The organism is Bacteroides sp. AM16-13, assembly GCF_003602705.1.
In the GTDB taxonomy this organism is placed as follows: Bacteria; Bacteroidota; Bacteroidia; order Bacteroidales; family Bacteroidaceae; genus Bacteroides; species Bacteroides xylanisolvens.
Genome location: NZ_QTLK01000015.1, coordinates 145,593 through 162,743, shown reverse-complemented (window position 1 = coordinate 162,743; position 17,151 = coordinate 145,593). Strand labels below are relative to the sequence as shown.

The following is a 17,151-nucleotide window of genomic DNA, read 5'->3' as shown; positions in this document are numbered from 1 at the left end:
TATGCATGAAGGGAATTGACTAAACTTAATCCCCCAAGAATTACAACTGAGCCAAAGCAGAGCTTTCGATAGGCTAAAGCTATGCTTTTCTATGTCTAAAGCGCCGCTTTACAGAACAAAAACAACCTATATCATCTACGCAAGCTTAGAGGATAACGCAAAATATAATCCACCACAACAAACAACAGCTTTTAAGAAGCTCCTTCATCTCTAAATTCCTTATTCATAGGCTATTCAGAAGAAAGATGAAGGAGAGAATAAAAATAAAAAAATCATAGGCTGATTTAAAATAAATATCCCAATGATTGAATTTAATCATTGGGATATTTATTTTAAACACTTCGATGTTTATTATGAACTAGTCAAGAGTCCATCTTTTTTCAGCATTTAATATTTAATTCATTCAAAACCTTACGTATTGCCTCAAATGTAGTAATACGAGTAGGAACCAGCGGCAAACGAAGCTTATTTTCAATCATCCCCATCGCATTTAACATTGATTTTACGCCTGCCGGATTTCCATCGACAAATAACAGGTTAAATAATTCCGTAAATCGATGATGAATAGTCAACGCATTGGCAAAGTCTCCTTGAAGCGCCAAACGTGTCATGCGACTAAATTCACGAGGAAAAGCATTACCAATCACCGAAATCACACCAACAGCACCTAATGTTATGAGAGGAAAGGTAATACCATCATCTCCAGAGATTACATTAAAGTTTTCCGGTTTATTTTTAATAATATCATCCATTTGCGTGATATTGCCGGATGCTTCTTTAATAGCAACTACGTTATTGAAATCACGGGCAATCCGTAACGTAGTTTCAGCAGTCATATTTACTCCCGTACGTCCCGGAACATTATACAATACGATGGGGAGCTCCGTAGCTTCCGCAATCGCTTTATAATGCTGATAAATACCTTCTTGAGAAGGCTTATTATAATACGGCACCACAGACAATATCGCATCAACCCCTGTAAAATCATCGTTTTTCAATGTTTCTACAATAGCGCGAGTATTATTACCACCTACACCCAACAGAATAGGAATTCTTCCGTTGACGCGGTCAATTACCATCTTTTTTATAGTTTTCTTTTCTTCCTCGGTCAGAGTCGGTGTTTCAGCTGTAGTTCCCAGCACACACAAGAAATCCGCATTATTCTGCAATAGATAGTCCACCATACGCATCAACGCGTCATAGTCAACGCTCTCATCCTCTTTGAAAGGAGTAATCAGTGCTACCCCCATTCCTTTCAATTTAGTCTGTATCATGAGTTTTAATTATAATCTCTAATTTATTTAGCCGCAAAAGTACGAATATTTTTCTTATCTTACGATATAAGTTTCAGAAATTCGTCTTCGCTTAATATGGTTATTCCAAGTTTTTTTGCTTTTTCGAGCTTTGCAGGTCCCATATTATCTCCAGCCAGTATAAAACTCGTTTTCGCGGAAATGCTTCCAACATTTTTTCCTCCGTTTTTCTCGATAAGTTCCTTATATTCGTCACGCGAGTGATGGATAAACACACCGCTGATAACAATAGACTGCCCTGCCAACTTATCAGTGTATCCACTCAAATCTTCCTCTGTGCGATAAAGTTGCAATCCAGCCTCCTTTAGCCTGTTAACCAACTCACGATTAGACTCATTAGCAAAATAAGCAAGTATACTTTGAGCTATTTTTTCTCCGATTTCATCGATACTTACCAATTTTTCAAGATCTGCCTGCTGTAAATCATCGATATTCTCAAACGACTTCGCAATCTTTTTAGCCACAGTCTCACCAACAAAGCGGATTCCTAAAGCAAAGATTACACGCTCGAAAGGAACTGTTTTACTTTGCGCAATTCCCGTTACGATATTCTCTGCCGATTTTTCACCCATACGATCCAAACCTTTTATATCATCAACTGTAAGTTTATACAAGTCGGCCGTATTTTCAATTAATCCCAAACGATAGAACATATCCACCGTTTCCGGCCCTAATCCATCAATATTCATAGCCTTTCGACTAATAAAATGCTCTATTTTGCCTTTGATTTGAGGAGGACACGCTGTTTCATTCGGGCAATAATGAGCAGCTTCTCCTTCATATCTGACTAGTTTACTGCCACATTCGGGACAATTAACGATGAACCGAACCTTCTCACCAAGCATAAAACTACGTGCATCTTTATCAACCCCTGTAATCTTAGGAATAATTTCACCGCCTTTTTCTACATAAACCATGTCTCCAATATGCAAATCAAGCCCCTCGATAATATCCGCATTATGCAAGGACGCACGTTTTACAACCGTCCCTGAAAGCTGCACAGGATCCAGATTAGCTACTGGTGTAACAGCTCCGGTTCTTCCTACCTGATAAGTCACCTTATTCAAACGGGTCAACGCACGTTCTGCCTGGAATTTATAAGCAATAGCCCATCGAGGAGATTTAGCCGTAAAGCCCAAATTCTTCTGCTGCCTCAAACTATTCACCTTTAAAACAATCCCATCTGTGGCAACCGGCAGATTTTTACGCTCTACATCCCAATAATTGATAAATTCAAAAACCTCCTCTAATGTCTGGCACTTACGCGTCAAATCAGAGATTTTAAAGCCCCATTTTGCCGCTTCCTGAAGATTTTCATAATGTCCGTCACAAGGCAGGTTATCACCCAGCAAATAATACAAATAAGCATCCAGTTTGCGGGAAGCCACAATAGAAGAATTCTGCAACTTCAATGTACCGGAAGCCGCATTTCTCGGATTGGCAAAAAGCGGCTCTTCACGCGCTTCTTTCTCTCGATTCAACTCTTCAAACACTTCCCATGGCATAAGAATTTCTCCACGTATCTCAAAAGAAGCAGGATAATTATCACCATGCAATACAAGCGGAATAGAACGGATCGTTTTCACATTATCCGTCACATCATCCCCCTTTTCTCCATCCCCACGGGTGACGGCACGAACCAACTTTCCATCTTCATAAGTCAGCGAAATAGAAGTACCGTCATATTTCATTTCACAACAAATCTCGAAATCCTCATTCAATGCCTTACGGACACGGTCGTAGAAGTCCGTCACTTCCGCTTCCGAATATGTATTTGCCAATGACAACATAGGATATTTATGAGCCACTTGCGTGAAATTCTTGTTTAAATCGCTACCTACACGCATCGTAGGCGAATTTTCATCTTTATATTCCGGATGTGCCTGTTCCAAATCCTGAAGTTCACGCATCTTGTCGTCAAACTCTTTATCTGAGATTTCAGGAGCATTCAACACATAATAATTATAATTATGCCGGTGAAGTTCGGCACGCAATTCCTCTATTTTTTCCTTTATATCCATATTTATTCGATTGTTTAAGGCAAAAATACATGTTTATCTTTGAATATTTGTACTTTTGCGAAAAATTAAAAGATTATGCGTATTGATATTATAACAGTTTTACCCGAAATGATTGAAGGTTTCTTCAATTGTTCTATCATGAAACGAGCTCAAGATAAAGGACTTGCAGAGATACATATTCACAATCTGCGTGATTATACCGAAGATAAATATCGCCGTGTCGATGATTATCCTTTTGGAGGGTTTGCCGGAATGGTTATGAAAATAGAACCCATCGAGCGTTGCATCAATGCTCTGAAGGCAGAACGCGACTACGATGAAGTTATTTTCACGACCCCCGACGGAGAACAGTTCAACCAGCCGATGGCCAACAGCCTCTCGTTGGCACAGAATCTCATTATTCTTTGCGGACATTTCAAAGGTATCGATTACCGCATCCGAGAACACCTGATTACTAAAGAAATCAGCATTGGAGATTACGTATTAACAGGAGGAGAATTGGCAGCAGCGGTGATGGCGGACGCCATCGTACGTATCATCCCCGGAGTCATTTCTGATGAACAGTCCGCACTTTCCGATTCTTTCCAGGATAATTTGCTGGCAGCACCTGTATATACACGACCTGCGGATTATAAAGGTTGGAAAGTCCCCGATATTCTCTTATCCGGTCATGAAGCAAAAATCAAAGAATGGGAACTGCAACAATCCCTGGAACGTACCAGAAAACTTCGTCCCGACTTATTGGGAGAATAAAATAAAGTGTAAATAAAAACGACGGTGAAGAATATGTAAATCTTCACCGTCGTTTTTATTTTGCCTTCAGTTTATAAAGATCTTGCTGATAGCTAATCTTAAACACAGACCTATTTTTCATCCGCTGTTTCCAGCCTGCTTATTCTTCCTTTATTCAAAAGACAAATAGCATTTTTCTCGCAGACTTAGTGCGAATGGTTATTGTATGTTTTCAATTACACCTCAAGTGCACCAATAATTTCCTTTACAGACTTACACCCGTGTCTTTCCAGGTAATTATTTATACCATCTTCCACTTTAATAGTGACAGCAGGATCTATGAAATTTGCCGTACCAATCTGGATAGCCGTTGCACCTGCAAGCATGAATTCGACAGCATCTCTCCAGTCCATAATACCCCCTAAACCAATGACAGGAATATTTACCGCCTTAGCAACTTGCCACACCATACGCAATGCGATAGGTTTTACGGCCGCTCCCGACATTCCTCCTGTTATCGTTGATAAAATAGGGCGTTTACGTTCCGCATCAATCGCCATACCCAGCAATGTATTGATTAATGACACGCTATCTGCACCACTTTCTTCTGCCGCGCGAGCTATTTCGGTGATATCCGTAACGTTTGGGGAGAGTTTTACGATAAGTGTCTTTTTGTAAGCAGAACGCACTGCTTTCACTACTTCTGATGCCCCTTTTGCTGACACACCAAAAGCCATACCTCCTTGCTTCACATTGGGGCAAGAGATGTTTAGTTCTATAGCAGGAATTTTGTCAAGTTCATTAATGATTTCAGCCGTTTTTACATAATCTTCGATCGCAGACCCCGAAACGTTTACAATCATATTCGTTTGAATGTCTTTTATACGAGGATATATATGCTCCACGAAGTAGTCAACACCCTTATTTTGCAGTCCTACAGCGTTTAACATACCAGAAGGAGTCTCTGCCATACGCGGATAAGGATTCCCTTCACGTTTGTGAAGAGTCGTTCCTTTTACAATAATACCACCTATTCGCGTTATATCAATGAAATCAGAGAACTCTTCACCATATCCAAATGTACCGGATGCCGTCATTACCGGATTCTTCATTTGTAATTCACCAATGTTTACACTCAAATCTGCCATAGTAGTTTATTTATATTAAAAACAGGACCTTCTTTACATACACACAAGTGACCTTCTGTCGTATTTTCCACACAGCACAAGCATGCTCCGATACCACAAGCCATTGTATTTTCCAAAGAAACTTCACATTCTATCTGATTACTTTTGGCATATTTTGCCACAGCCACCATCATTGGTTTAGGACCACAAGTGTAAATCTGCTCAAATCGTACCTTATTTAATATAGAATGTTGAGTTACGTATCCTTTTTCGCCATGGCTACCATCTTCCGTAGTAGTATACACCTCTCCATATTTAGCAAACTCTTCCAGCTGCAACAAATCTTTGTCGCTACGGGCACCTAACAAGAACGTAGGTTTGTGGCCTTTTTTAGCCAATTGTTCACCTAAATACAACATGGGAGCTGTTCCGACACCTCCACCAACTAATAAGAGCTTATCAGAAGCCTCTTGAGGCATTGTGTATGCATTTCCCAGCGGAAGCACCACATTAATTGTATCACCAGAATTAGCCTCTGCCAGACGTCTTGTTCCATCACCAACCAGCTGGATCAGAAACCAGACCTCATTTCGCTGTTTATCTACAAAATTAATAGAAATAGGACGACGCAAGAATGTAGTAGGCGAACCGTCCACCCGGATTTCTGCAAACTGCCCAGGTAACATTTCGGGCAGTAATGACTGAGACGTCAATTTTAGCAATACATAGTTTGCATTCAATCTGATATTCTCGGTCACTGTCAGATCTAAAATAAATTTCTTCATGTATGGATATAAAAGTATAAATTCGTATTCCGGGTGCAAAGATACAGGAAATTGCTCAAACCACCGATTTTACTCTTTATTTTTCAGGCCTAAACGTCTCATAGGTATTATCATCAAAAAATATTCTTATTTCCGTGATTTTCCTGGCAGGCTTTTCTATATACCTAATCTCTTGTTTTACAATCTCTTTAGGGGAATTTTCAGCGTTTCTTAATGGCATTTCCTTGCGATTTTCCGGAATAGCCGGCTCTTTGGACGAATTTATGAGATTCTCGTCGAATAAAGAAGGCAGATAATCGCTATTAGAAGAAGAAAAAGATGTCTCTTCTTCAGATACCATCATTTCGCCCTCTCCATAAAGCAACCATTCAAGATTTACATAGTCATACTTTTGATGAACCTTCATTATGACATCTAAACTGGGTTTATTCCGGCCATTTAAAATATGAGAGAGAGTAGATTGTTGTACTCCGATTGTTTTAGCAAAAACTTTAGGAGGAACTTTTTCTCTCTCCATTATCATTCTGATTCTGTCTTTTATCTCCATACTACCTTCTTTTTAGTACAATTGTATGTGTTATGCACCTGATTCACAAAAACACGTATTACATCATTGATAATACAAAGGTAAATATTTAGATTCACAAAAGCAAATTACAAATATAAAAATATTAATATCACAAAAATACACCGTTCTATACAAATCGAATATTACGTTTGTATATCAAACAAAAACAGTAAATACAAACATAAATCTTTAATTAAATAAATATATATAAAGTGCAGATATATAGATGTATAACTGATATACATATAAGCCAAAATAAAGTTATTCACAAATATACACACCACCTAAAAGAAGCTTTTATAGTATAAATTGATGTAATAATACATATCATACTGAATTACAACAAAATAAGCGGACATTTCTTATTTGTTAATTGTCATACAACTACATTTGTATATATAATATTAATATTGTAAACGCACAAATACACTATTGTGAATAATCCTTTTGGATTACATTTGTATTGAATTCACATTCCTGTATTACACATTGGTAACATGCTAAATGTACAAAAGTAAATATCGATAGTTGCAAAAGCAATAAAAGGAAGGAATCAACCCATACTTTACCAATGTATATTACTATTTTTGTCTAATCATCCTTTACAATTTTCTCTAAAAAGCAAATCCTTGCGATATTTCTGTACCAATCTCCAGATATTTATTTTTTTTCGATTCTAGAAGGCTTATTTTTCGCATAAATAAATGATATACAAGAATTTAAGCCCAATAAAGTGAATCTATATTTCTATTAAACTAGAAAAAAATCATGCTGTAACAATCCAATATAGTCTGAACTATCAAAATGACATTAATGGGCAGCTTTAGAAAAAGAGAAAATCTCCATTCTCACTATAAAATGGTAGCATCAAAATCTAAAATGCTTTTTTGATAAAACTCAAGGATCAGTAAACTTTTCTCGTTAAAAAATTCAAGCTTTAGATTTAATGAAAATGTATTTTCTGAAAAGATAGGGCAATATAAAATTAAAAAAACTGTTTGTGTGATTAGCCAAACAGTAACTCTATAAAACGATGAAATAACTAATTTTATTTGTAAAAATAATCACAGAAAATAGTGAGAGGCCTTTTTGAGATAAGTATAATTGCGGGAATATAAAAAAGACATATACTCCCCATTTCTATCTATGGTAAAAGTATATGTCTGATGATATATGTAATTCTTAATTCGAGTTAATGCAAAATTTTAAACACCAGCTCGCGAAGAATATCTCCATCTGTCATAGAACTGTTTTGGACTCCTTTAGATTTTGCATCAGCATATCGTATTTCTCCAACAATTTGCATCGTCTTTACTCCACTATATTTTCTCATTGCCGCCATATAATCCCGAGCCTGCCATGGAGTTCTTAATCCTAGCATGTTTGCAATTCCTTGCTCTGATTTATCCGGCGCATAATAAGTCAACATCAAGTTGGAGTAAAAGCTAAATAATAGAGACAGCGTCATTTGGATTGGATTTGTTTTCGGATTTTCCTCAAAATATTTTATTATTTTGTTCGCTTTCAATATATCCTTTTCCACTAAAGCACTGCGCAATTCAAAGTTATTATAGTCTTTGCTTATGCCGATATTCTTTTCTATCTGTTCAGGAGTAACACGTTTTTGTCCGGCAGGTAAAGTGATAATCAGCTTTTCAAGTTCTCCGGTCAGACGACTTAAATCCGAGCCTACAAAATCAGCAAGCATAGAAGTTGCCTTCGGTTCCATATCAACCCCTTTTCGTTTCATATATGAAGCGATAAAACCGGGAAGTTGCGCATCTTTGATTTTTTTAGACTCAAACAATACACCCGTTTTTTCCACCTCGGCAGCTAACTTCTTTCTACGATCCAAAGTTCCATGCTTATGGCATATCACTAAGATAGTGGAAAGTAAAGGCTTTTGAAGATAATATGACAACTCCTCCATATTACGCACGGCCTGTGCTTCCTTAACGACTACTACTTGATGTTCTGACATCATGGGATAACGCTTTGCGGCATTTATAATCGTTGCCACATCCACGTCAGCACCATACACAACAGTCAGGTTGAATTCTTTTTCCGTTTCACTCAACACATTATCCGTTATGTAATCTGCAATCAAGTCGATATAATACGACTCTTCTCCCATCAGGTAATAGACAGGGCGATACTGCTTTGCTCTCAATTCCTTGAGGATGTCATCACAGGTCAATTCTTGTTTTGCCATATATATTTTTTCAGAAAGACCGGATTACCAGTCGAATTTCAAGTGTTTAACAGTTTTCTTTTCATCAATAATCATACGCAGAGAAGCAATGCCAATTTCAACATGCTCTTCTACATAATTTCTGGTCACCAAATTATCGCTTTTATCCGTTTTCACTCCATCGGGAGTCATTGGCTGATCGGATACCAATAATAATGCACCGGTAGGAATATGATTGGCAAAGCCACAACTAAACAGAGTTGCAGTTTCCATATCGACTGCCATAGCCCGTGTCTTTGTCAGATATTCTTTGAACGCATCATCATGTTCCCAAATACGACGGTTAGTGGTATATACAGTACCGGTCCAATAGTCGCGGCCTTTGTCACGAATGGATGAAGAAACGGCACGCTGCAACATAAATGCAGGCAACGCAGGAACCTCGGGAGGAAAATAATCATTGGAAGTTCCCTCCCCACGGATAGCCGCAATAGGAAGAATCAAGTCACCAAGCTGGTTTTTCTTGTCGATACCACCACATTTTCCGAGGAATAAACATGCTTTGGGGCGAATAGCACCCAGCAAGTCCATGATGATAGCAGCGTTGGGACTTCCCATACCGAAGTTAATCATTGTGATACCTTCGGCAGAAGCAGAAATCATATTTGCGTCCCTTCCTAAAATAGGAACATTAAACTGATTTGCGAAAATCTCAACGTACTTGTTGAAGTTAGTCAACAGAATATACTCTCCAAAATCCTCCAGGTTACGTTTTGTGTAACGCGGCAGCCAATTAGCTACGATTTCTTCTTTTGTTTTCATAATTATCTATTAAATTTGTGCTCCCAATAATGGGAACCATTATTTAACTTACAAAAATAATAAATGTTATCGTTAAACCTACCAGTATTCGACACTAAAATAAACGTACGAAACGGAAAAAATGTAATTTTCGACGTTATTCGTAAACGATATGTCGCCCTTACCCCTGAAGAATGGGTACGGCAACACTTTGTTCACTTTCTTATTGCACACAAAGGATATCCGACTACCCTTCTTGCCAATGAAGTAATGGTGAAGTTGAACGGTACTACCAAACGATGCGATACAGTACTTTACCGGAGGGATTTATCAGCCCGGATGATTGTAGAATATAAAGCACCACACATTGAAATAACACAGGCCGTTTTCGACCAGATCACCCGGTATAATATGGTACTGAAAGTAGATTACCTGATTGTCAGCAACGGAATGCAACATTATTGCTGCCGTATGGATTATGAACATCAGAGTTATACGTTCCTCCAGGATATTCCTGATTACCATTCTTTATAAAATAATCTGCTGTATTCGCCTTTAAAAAACAGCCTTGCCGACAAGAATAAAATAGCGTCACTATCCTGAGGGGATAGTGACGCTATTTGCCTACTATGGTGACGCTATCCCGAACAGATAGCGTCACTATACCAACTACCCTTTCAGACAGTCTTCAAACAGCTTTTTACTACTGCGTTGCAGCATCTTTCCCACTACCATCATCTGCTTTCTTTTTACTGAACCGCTCTTGCAATTTCTGCATCAATTCGTAAAAATTAGGAATATAAATGGTAGCCAATAAAGTATTCATAGCCATACCAAACACAACAGCGGCCCCCAATGCTATACGACTTTGCGCACCTGCGCCGGTAGCGAACAACAACGGCATCACTCCTAGTACAAAAGCAAAAGATGTCATCAAGATCGGACGCAAGCGGACATGTCCCGCTTCAAAAGCAGCTTCCCGAATCGAATTACCTTCGGCACGGAAATCACGGGCAAATTCCACAATCAAAATACCATTCTTTGCCGAAAGCGCAACAAGCAGAATGATACCGATTTGCGTATAAATACTGACCGGAGTTCCCATAATCAGACAGCCAATCATAGCACCCAATAATGCAACCGGCAATCCGATAACGGCTGCCACCGGGCTGGTCCAACTCTCATACTGTGCAGCAAGTACCAGGAAAGCAACAATTAGAGCCATCACGAGTACAATGGTAGTTGTATTTCCTGCCTGTGTTTCCTGATAAGCCACAGAAGTCCATTCATATCCAAACTCATCTCCCAGCTGTTCCTTAAATAATGCTTCCACTTCCTGTATGGCCTGCCCGGTGCTACTTCCCGGAGCAACATTACAAGTCAGAGAAGCAGTCGAGTACATATTATAACGGTTTATTTGATCCTGTCCTAACTGTTCCTCCACTTTGGTGAAAGAAGAAAAAGGTACCATCTCTCCTGCCGCATTCGGCACACTTAGTTTCAAGACATCATCAATCACGCGCTGTGCCTGATCCCGTGCCTCAATCTTCACTTGATAGATACGGCCGAATTCAACAAAATCATTCACATAAGCCGCTCCCATATAATAGCCCAATGTAGAGAAAACATCATTCAAGGCAATCCCCATAAACTGCACTTTATCACGATCAATATTCAAGAAATACTGCGGAACATTTGCCTGATACTGACTGGACACAGATCCTAAAGCTGGCTTAGAATGATAAGAAGCAAGCAACGCATTGATAGCTTGTTGCATTTCCGTCGGTCCCAGGTTACGCCGGTCTTCCAACTGAAGTTGCAAACCGCCGGAAGCACCCAGTCCCGGAATAGCCGGAGGAACCATCGCAAATACTTCCGCAGCCTGAATAGTCATATACGCTTCACCATTAAAACGGTTGACTACGGCAGCAGCCGTATGCTCCTTCCCTTTCCTTTCATCCCAGTTTTTCAGTACCACAAAATAAGTTGCCGAGTTGCTCTGCTCGCCGCCACCCATTATCGAGAAGCCGGAAATGCCAATATAATTCTTCACTTCCGGATAAGAATCCAGAATTGCATTAACCTTATCTCCCACTGCCTGCGTACGTTCAAGGCTGGCTGCAGGCGGAAGTTGAACAACAGCAATAAAATATCCGTCATCCTCGTCCGGAATGAAAGTAGACGGCCAATGCATAAAGAGCAATACAGCAATAACAGTCAAGGCACCGTAGGAAACAAGAGCCATTCCGGGACGCTGAAGCAACCATTTGACAATCTTGTCATACACTCCTTGCGTCTTGTCGTATGCTTTATTGAAACCTTTGTATATAAAGAAGTTAGAAGGTTTGCTCTTTTCAAGAAACAACGCACAGAGCGCAGGAGTCAACGTCAACGAATTGAAACCGCTCAACACGGTAGAAGCGGCAATGGTCAATGCAAACTGCTTATACAACTGCCCTGAAATTCCACTAATCATCATCGTTGGAATAAACACAGCCAGCAATACAAGCACTACCCCGACAATCGGGCCTGTAATCTCTCCCATCGCTTTCGTTACCGCTTCGCGGGGGGAGTACTGCCCGGTTTCCAGTAACCTCGAAGCATTCTCCACCACCACTATCGCGTCATCCACCACAATGGCAACTGCCAGAATCAGCCCGAACAACGTCAGTGTATTGATAGAGAAACCAAATGCCGCCATCACGGCAAATGTACCAATCAACGATACCGGGATGGTAATACAAGGAATAATCACAGCCCTCCAATTCTGCAAGAACAGGAAAATAACGAGAATCACCAGCAAAGTCGTTTCAAAGAATGTGACCATCACTTCATCAATAGAAGCATGGATCACATCGGTCGTATCCAAAGTGACATTATACGAAACTCCTTTCGGGAAACTTGCCGCCAATTCCTCCATTTTAGCCTTCACTCCTTTGGATACATCCAGCGAATTGGAACCCGGTTGCTGATAAATAGCAATGGCAGCCGTAGGTTTTCCATTCAATCGTGACACTACGCTATATGACGCAGAACCCAAGTCGATGCGTGCAATATCCTTCAGGCGAAGCATCGCTCCGTTCTGTTCGCGGCGGATAATAATATCGCCGAACTGTTCTGGAGATTTCAATCGCCCCTGGACATTCAATGTATACTGAAAAGCATTATTATTATCCTGCCCGATAGGTTGACCGATATATCCGGCAGATACTTCCACATTCTGCGACTGGATGGACTGATAAACCTGTTGCGGTGAAATATTCCGTATACGCATAGCCTCCGGATCGAGCCAGATGCGCATCGAATAGTCCCCCGCTCCCATAACATTCACAGCACCCACTCCGGGCACACGTGTCAGCTGGTCTACTAAATTCAGTTTGGCATAATTAGTCAGATACAGGCTGTTGTATACAGAATCCTGCGAAGTCATTGTCAGGAACATCACAATGTTCGAAGACTGTTTCTGCACAGTGACTCCTTGCACTACTACCGGTTCCGGCAGTGATGATTGCGCGATACTTACCCTGTTTTGTACCTGCACAGTTGCCATATCGATGTCCGTACCGACAGCGAATGTAATGGTCAGAGAATACGCTCCCGAAGAGGAAGAATTGGAAGACATATAAAGCATACCATCTACACCATTCACCTGCTGTTCGATAGGAATACCCACTGTTTGGGCAACAGTTTCAGCATTTGCCCCGGGATAAACGGCAGAGACCTGCACCGTTGGCGGCGTGATCTCCGGAAATTGCGCCACAGGCAATATATTGAGTGTGACCAGACCGGCTACTACAATAAGCAGGGCAAGGACAGTAGCAAATATCGGTCGGTTGATAAAAAACTTAGAAAACATAATATATAGGTTTAAAAGCAGCCTCTCCACAGCCTTCTCCCAAAGAGAAGGAGCAAGAAAGTTACTTTTGTTAATTAATCGGTTTTAAGTACATCACCTTTATTGATTTCATTTGTTAATCAATCAGTTAGCAAAGGACTTTACTTTCCTCTCTTGGGGAGAGAATCAGGGAGAGGCTTTATCTTCATTCCGTCTCTGACTTTCATCAAAGCCTCTGTGACATACTGTTCTTGCGGAGAAAGTCCTCCCACTATCTGCCGTAAAGTGCCGTCGACCAACTGCCCTATTTCAATATGCCGGTAATGAACTATATTCGAATCATTTACAACATATAAATATTTGCCCAACTGATCGGTCCCGATAGAACCTTCCTTCACCAACACCGCATTTTTAGCTTCTCCATAAGGTAAAGTAATGCTTACATACAACCCACTCTTCAATATCCCTTTCGGATTATCAAAATTGGCACGAACCGTCAGCGTTCCTGTATTCAAATCTACATTGGGTGAAAGATAGTCGAGGGCAGCCGGATAAGTTTCAGTTCCCTCCTTTCCCAGTTGAACCATTATTTTCTGCGGAAGATTGGCAGGTAATTGTTGGTTATCCATAGCCATCGTCAACCATTGATTATCAGCTACATTGAAGTAAGCATACATCTGATTATCCTTATAAATAGTAGCCAATGTAACCGGCTGCAACGAGCCGCCTACATAACTTCCTACATCTACCGTCGCCTTACTGATAGTGCCATCAAACGGCGCACGAACATAACAATATCCCAAGTTTGTACGGGCGGTGCTCAAAGCAGCTTCCGCATTGCTGACAGCTGCAACCCCTTCTGCCACAGACGATTCCGCCTGAAGTACCTGTATCTGACTGACAGCATCACTCTTTACAGCCTCTTTCATACGACTATAATTATTACGGGCATATTCCAGTTGAGCCTGGGCGGTTTTCAGCTCTGCTTCTGCCTGCTCCACCTTGTCTTTATATAAGGTAGGTTCAATGATAAACAACAATTGTCCTTGTTTCACCCGTCCGCCGGGGACATACGAGGTAGACTGCAAGGTTCCGTTCACTCGTGCCACAAGATTCACCGTTTTTTCAGTTGTCAGATAGCCCGGGTAATCTTTCGTCAAAGTAATATCCTCCACTATGGGTTTGGTCACGCTAATTTCCGGAGTTGGCATACCTCCCATCGCTCCTGTACTTTTCTTCTCCTTACAACCTGTCAATATAGGCAGTGCAAGAAAGATATACATCAGTTTTTTCATATCTGTTAGGTTATATATTTTTTGATTGATTTTTTTATTCTCTCCAACCGCCTCCCAAAGCCTTGTAGAGGGCTATCAGTTGCAAAAGTGAACTCCCTTGTGCCTGTACCAGCTGATTCTCGTAAGATAACAGAGAACGTTGCGCATCGAGTACGTTTTGGAAAGGCGAGAGTCCCTGCTTGTACAATTCCAGTGAAAGTTTCAATGTCTCAATCCCTTGATTACGCACTTCCCGCAGGGCGACAATCTGTTTGATTGAATTCCGGTAGCCATTCATAGCGTTGTCAGTCTCCTGTACGGCAGTCAAAACCGTCTGGTTAAACTGATTAATCGCTTCATCCAGTTGCGCTTTTGCCAGTCGGGTTGCGTTCACCAACTGTCCTCCGTTGAAAATAGTCCAGCTCAATGACGGAGCGATTTCATAAGTCATACTTTTACTTTTGGTGAGATCCTTCAAATCACGGGCGGCATACCCAAATGATCCTTTCAAGAAAACTTTCGGCAACCAATCCGCTTTCGAGGCTCCGAGCAATGCCGCTTGTGCATTCACGCTCAATTCCGCACCTCGTACATCAGGCCGTCTCAATAACAAATCGACAGGTAGCCCCACTCCGATCGGTTCCATGTAATCGGGCAGTGTTCCGCCGGATTCGAGAACCGGACGAATGTCCTGCGGATACATTCCCAATAAAACGGCCAATGTCGTTATATACTGATTGATACCCGCTTCCAGTTGAGGAATGGAGGCTTTCGTATTATACAACACAGACTTAGCCTGTGCCACATCGAGCTTGGCAACAAGTCCGGTATTATAGCGTACTTCCGTGATTTTCAAAACTTCCTCCTGCGAAGCACTGTTTTTCTTCACCACTTCAAGTTCTTGTTGCAATTCCCTTAGATTGATATAGGCCGAGGCTACCTCCGCAGCCAACGAAACCATAACACCTGTGTACTCTTCCTTACTGGCGGCAAAATTCTCTTTCTGTGCTTTTACCCGCTTGCGGATACTGCCAAAGATATCCAACTCCCAACTCATACTCAACGAAGCATCATAATAATGATCCGTTGTTTGAGGTAGCGAACTGGTATTTCCACTTGTTTCCTGACGAGTCCACCCTGCATTCAGTCCGATGGAAGGAAAGAAATTACTACGTTCTATCCAAAGATTGGCACGAGCGGCGGCTATACGGTTAATTGCCATCGCAACGGAATAATTACGATCTACTGCCAGAGCTATCAAAGAGTCCAGTTTGGCGTCTTGAAATGACTTCCACCAATGGTCATCCACCGGAAGTATCTGTTGAAACACTTCCCCGCTCTCTTCCCAATCGTTAGGGAGCGGAGCTTTCAAATAACGGTTTGCAGTCTGTCCAACCGCAGTTACAGTTGAAAGAAACATAAGGAGCGATGTGCCCCACACTCGTATACTCATATCAGTTCAGGTTTTTATGAAATGAAAAGATAACAACTAAAGGGTAAGTTTGTTTACCGGAGTAAAATTGGAGTAAAACTCCCACGCGACGCAATATTATTTTGAAGTATTCGATTCCCCTTTATACGGGCACTTACTAAAACAAAAAAAGCCCCGCATTGCTGCAGGGCTTACTTTATATATCAAAATAGTAACTTTACTTACTACTTCACTGCTTTCTTTATTCAGCAGTTTTTCTTCTGATAGCTCTTTTGGTAGTAGTTGCCGGAGCTTCTTCCACCTTGTGTTCGATTTGCACACCAGCCAATTCCGGGTCAATCATAATACGTCCGCAGTATTCGCAAACGATTACTTTCTTACGAGAACGGATATCCAGTTGTCTCTGGGGCGGAATCTTGTTAAAGCAACCACCACATGCGTCACGTTGCACATACACAATACCCAATCCGTTACGAGAGTTCTTGCGGATACGTTTGAAAGACTGCAACAGACGTGGTTCAATCTTAGTTTCCAAGTCTTTAGCTTTGTCTCTCAATTTCTCTTCTTCCTGTTTGGTTTCAGAGATAATTTCATCCAGTTCGCTCTTTTTCTGCTCCAGGTCTTTCATTCTTTCGTTAAGAATCTGATCGTTCTTGGTCACTTCAGCCTCTTTTTCTTCTTTATCAGCAGAATATTCTTTGATTCTCTTTTCGCAAAGTTCGATCTCCAATGTCTGGAATTCGATTTCCTTTGTCAAGAAGTCATATTCACGGTTGTTGCGAACATTGTCTTGTTGTGACTTATATTTTTCTACTGAAGCCTTTGCTGTTTCGATTTCTACTCTCTTGCCGGCAATAGCAGATTTCAGTTCATCCACTTCAGCTTTGATCTTGTCGATACGGGTACTCAAACCGGCAATTTCATCTTCAAGGTCTTGCACTTCCAACGGAAGTTCACCTCTCAATGTCTTGATTTCATCAATCTTAGACAACATCGTTTGCAGTTGGAACAGTGTCTTCAGTTTCTGTTCTACCGTCAACTCATTCGGATCTTTTTTTGCTTCTCTAGCCAT

13 protein-coding genes are annotated in these 17,151 nt (G+C 40.8%); 2 read left to right on the top strand and 11 right to left on the bottom strand.

What is annotated here, in order from left to right:
* Positions 1 to 380: 380 nt before the first annotated feature.
* Both dapA and ligA read right to left on the bottom strand, forming a co-directional pair.
* On the bottom strand, positions 381 to 1,274 hold the full coding sequence (gene dapA, locus DW173_RS14150; RefSeq protein ID WP_004312921.1) for a 4-hydroxy-tetrahydrodipicolinate synthase: 894 nt from the start codon (positions 1,272 to 1,274) through the stop codon (positions 381 to 383).
* A gap of 59 nt (positions 1,275 to 1,333) precedes the next feature.
* Positions 1,334 to 3,334 (bottom strand): NAD-dependent DNA ligase LigA, encoded by a 2,001-nt coding sequence (ligA, locus tag DW173_RS14145; protein ID WP_008022364.1) that lies wholly within the window; start codon positions 3,332 to 3,334, stop codon positions 1,334 to 1,336.
* Between the two features lie 75 nt (positions 3,335 to 3,409).
* Between ligA and trmD the strand changes: the two genes are divergently transcribed.
* On the top strand, positions 3,410 to 4,087 hold the full coding sequence (trmD, locus tag DW173_RS14140) for a tRNA (guanosine(37)-N1)-methyltransferase TrmD (RefSeq protein WP_004312919.1): 678 nt from the start codon (positions 3,410 to 3,412) through the stop codon (positions 4,085 to 4,087).
* A gap of 215 nt (positions 4,088 to 4,302) precedes the next feature.
* On the opposite strand, the gene DW173_RS14135 is transcribed toward trmD, so the two are convergent.
* From DW173_RS14135 to DW173_RS14115, 5 genes are all read right to left on the bottom strand, one after another.
* Positions 4,303 to 5,214, bottom strand: a complete 912-nt coding sequence (locus tag DW173_RS14135; RefSeq protein WP_004312918.1) for a dihydroorotate dehydrogenase — start codon at positions 5,212 to 5,214, stop codon at positions 4,303 to 4,305.
* A complete protein-coding gene (locus DW173_RS14130; RefSeq protein WP_004312917.1) occupies positions 5,202 to 5,978 on the bottom strand; it encodes a dihydroorotate dehydrogenase electron transfer subunit in 777 nt (258 codons plus the stop codon). The genes DW173_RS14135 and DW173_RS14130 overlap by 13 nt, the downstream gene beginning before the upstream one ends.
* A gap of 76 nt (positions 5,979 to 6,054) precedes the next feature.
* Complete coding sequence (locus tag DW173_RS14125) at positions 6,055 to 6,525, bottom strand: helix-turn-helix domain-containing protein (RefSeq protein ID WP_009041041.1); 471 nt, start codon at positions 6,523 to 6,525, stop codon at positions 6,055 to 6,057.
* Positions 6,526 to 7,738: 1,213 nt separating this feature from the next.
* Positions 7,739 to 8,758: a DNA polymerase III subunit delta gene (gene holA / locus DW173_RS14120; protein WP_004312915.1), complete on the bottom strand. Its 1,020-nt coding sequence runs from the start codon at positions 8,756 to 8,758 to the stop codon at positions 7,739 to 7,741.
* Between the two features lie 24 nt (positions 8,759 to 8,782).
* The gene (locus DW173_RS14115) at positions 8,783 to 9,559 is read right to left on the bottom strand and encodes an AMP nucleosidase (RefSeq protein ID WP_004312914.1); all 777 of its coding nucleotides are present in this window, start codon (positions 9,557 to 9,559) and stop codon (positions 8,783 to 8,785) included.
* A 63-nt stretch (positions 9,560 to 9,622) separates the two neighbouring features.
* On the opposite strand from DW173_RS14115, the gene DW173_RS14110 reads away from it, so the two are divergent.
* On the top strand, positions 9,623 to 10,072 hold the full coding sequence (locus DW173_RS14110) for a type I restriction enzyme HsdR N-terminal domain-containing protein (RefSeq protein ID WP_008022371.1): 450 nt from the start codon (positions 9,623 to 9,625) through the stop codon (positions 10,070 to 10,072).
* A gap of 169 nt (positions 10,073 to 10,241) precedes the next feature.
* Here DW173_RS14110 and DW173_RS14105 read toward each other — a convergent pair whose 3' ends face one another.
* From DW173_RS14105 to DW173_RS14090, 4 genes are all read right to left on the bottom strand, one after another.
* Positions 10,242 to 13,394 (bottom strand): efflux RND transporter permease subunit, encoded by a 3,153-nt coding sequence (locus DW173_RS14105; RefSeq protein ID WP_049702821.1) that lies wholly within the window; start codon positions 13,392 to 13,394, stop codon positions 10,242 to 10,244.
* 140 nt (positions 13,395 to 13,534) lie between these two features.
* Positions 13,535 to 14,668 carry an efflux RND transporter periplasmic adaptor subunit gene (locus tag DW173_RS14100; protein WP_049702820.1) on the bottom strand — a complete coding sequence of 378 codons (1,134 nt, stop codon included), beginning with the start codon at positions 14,666 to 14,668 and terminating at the stop codon, positions 13,535 to 13,537.
* Positions 14,669 to 14,702: 34 nt separating this feature from the next.
* A complete protein-coding gene (locus tag DW173_RS14095; protein ID WP_049702819.1) occupies positions 14,703 to 16,100 on the bottom strand; it encodes an efflux transporter outer membrane subunit in 1,398 nt (465 codons plus the stop codon).
* A gap of 220 nt (positions 16,101 to 16,320) precedes the next feature.
* On the bottom strand, positions 16,321 to 17,151 hold the full coding sequence (locus tag DW173_RS14090; RefSeq protein ID WP_004312909.1) for a zinc ribbon domain-containing protein: 831 nt from the start codon (positions 17,149 to 17,151) through the stop codon (positions 16,321 to 16,323).